This is a genomic window from Companilactobacillus nantensis DSM 16982 (assembly GCF_001435815.1).
GTDB classification, from domain to species: Bacteria; Bacillota; Bacilli; order Lactobacillales; family Lactobacillaceae; genus Companilactobacillus; species Companilactobacillus nantensis.
Genome location: NZ_AZFV01000068.1, coordinates 1 through 1,870 on the forward strand (window position 1 = coordinate 1; position 1,870 = coordinate 1,870).

The 1,870-nt window shown below is 35.2% G+C and carries 2 protein-coding genes; both read right to left on the minus strand.

Annotation, left to right across the window (positions count from 1 at the left end):
* Nucleotides 1–563: 563 nt before the first annotated feature.
* Entirely contained in the window at nucleotides 564–1,283 is a 720-nt protein-coding gene (locus FD31_RS13695) for a replication protein (RefSeq protein ID WP_057731299.1), read from the minus strand.
* Between the two features lie 72 nt (nucleotides 1,284–1,355).
* Nucleotides 1,356–1,511, minus strand: a complete 156-nt coding sequence (locus tag FD31_RS13700; RefSeq protein ID WP_003555393.1) for a ribbon-helix-helix protein, CopG family — start codon at nucleotides 1,509–1,511, stop codon at nucleotides 1,356–1,358.
* Between the last annotated feature and the right edge of the window lie 359 nt (nucleotides 1,512–1,870).

Here is a 1,870-nt window from a genome sequence, read left to right on the forward strand (position 1 = left end):
GGACTTTAACTGCTTTGAATGTTTCAACTGACGCAAGTCAGTTTTGTTTGAGCGAAGCGAAATCTGATACAGGTTTTAGTGGTTTTAGCACTACTCCAATTTATTTGGAGTGTAAGTGCGCCTTTAGCATTTTCTTTTGATTTTTTTCATTGCTATTTTTAAAGCAATGCGCACTTACACACCACAATTAAAATCGATGGTGTTTGTGCTAAATTTCCTGTACCAGAAGTCGGCTAGCCGACAACAAAAAAAGACGAATTATAAAATTCGCCTTCAAAAACTATTTTCATTTCATTAATCACTTTCAAAAGTTTGTTTTTTATTCACTGTTCTTCACGATAAAAAAATACTTGTTTTACCAAGCTCACAATTAAAACAGCCATTGAAATAAGCAACGTGTATTTTATAACTGGGTCACTACTAAAAATCATTTTGTGTCCCACTAGTAAAGACAAAACAACAATAAAATCGAACCAAAATTGGATCTGCTTATAAAACCTAAAATTAAAGTTAAATTTCACCACTTTCTCCTCTCCTAAATACAATCAAAACTGGCAAAGCCTTTACTGTAAGCCTTCATTTTCAGTCCCATCATCAAGTATTTCACCCGTTTCTTGGTCCAAATCGTTTCTGCCATATTTACGTTCCTGATAAACAGCATCAAAATATAGCCTTATCAATCCAGTATGAGCACGTAAAACCGAATTAACGACCTTGATACTAGGCATGCCATATTCTGAACCATGAGCTTTTAAAAAACGTCTCAATTCACGCATATTTGCCAAATTATGGTCATCAATCAAATCGCAAACATCATTCAGCATGTCATCTTTATCTTCAACATCAAGCGTAATATAGCGATCAATATCGAAATTGTTTAGCAAAGTAATATCATGCTTGCTGTATTTATGTTTTTTCTTTTCAATAGCGTCTTTAGACTCATGTGTAAGGTATGAATACATGCTTGCCATACTTCTGACGACTATTTGCACTTTAGCGATACTCCGATCACCTAGAAGCTGTTTAATCTTGTACCGAACACTATCAGCAGTAACTGGATTTTTAGCCACATAGACAACATGATAATGCGGCTTTTTATAGTGCTTGCCATTTCGTATGACATCATCAGGTGTCCATTTTGATTTATCAGTTTTTTCATCCATATCATGAAATGGACTAATAGCAATTGGAACACCAATTAATTCTAATTTCGATTTCCAATCTTCTGGAATAGATTCGGGATATAACAAAAAGGTGAAGTATCTTGATTTGTCTTTTGCCATAATGGTAAAATAGCCTTGATAGAACAACAATGTTTAGCGGAAACTATCGTCTTGCCCAAGCCGAGTTTTCGCTTATTTTTTTTGTTCTAATTCCTTTCTTGAATAATTTTCTAAAGCTAAAGCTAAAATTGCAGACTTAGAAAAACCCTTTTCTTTCGCAAGATTTTCCAAAGTAAAATACTGATCTTCGGTTAGACTGACCGTAATTCTTTTTTTATTTGTAGCCATATTTTTACTCCAAACCAAATCAAATTTAAGTACACCATTATTATGCATTTTTGCAACATTATTGTCAATAATATATGCTATAAATCTCTATTTCGCTAAAAACTCGCCAAAAACTCGCTAAAAACTCGCCGAGATTTAAAACTCTGTAACCATTGATATTAAAGGCTTGAAGACCATTTTTAACCAAAATTGGCACTCGGCACTTAAAAGGGGGGTCGTAGTACGGTCGCAAAATTCGCTCCCTCGCCCCCCTGATTTTCAAATTTATATCCCACACGAATAAAACCATGGGCGCTGCCCAAACCTGCAAGCTGTGTCAGCTTGACCCCATAAATGAGCGGGTGCTCCCGCTCAAACTC

Coding starts and splice junctions, on each gene's coding strand:
- FD31_RS13700 (WP_003555393.1), bottom strand. CDS start 1,511: ATGGCTACAAATAAAAAAAGAATTACGGTCAGTCTAACCGAAGATCAG.
- FD31_RS13695 (WP_057731299.1), bottom strand. CDS start 1,283: ATGGCAAAAGACAAATCAAGATACTTCACCTTTTTGTTATATCCCGAA.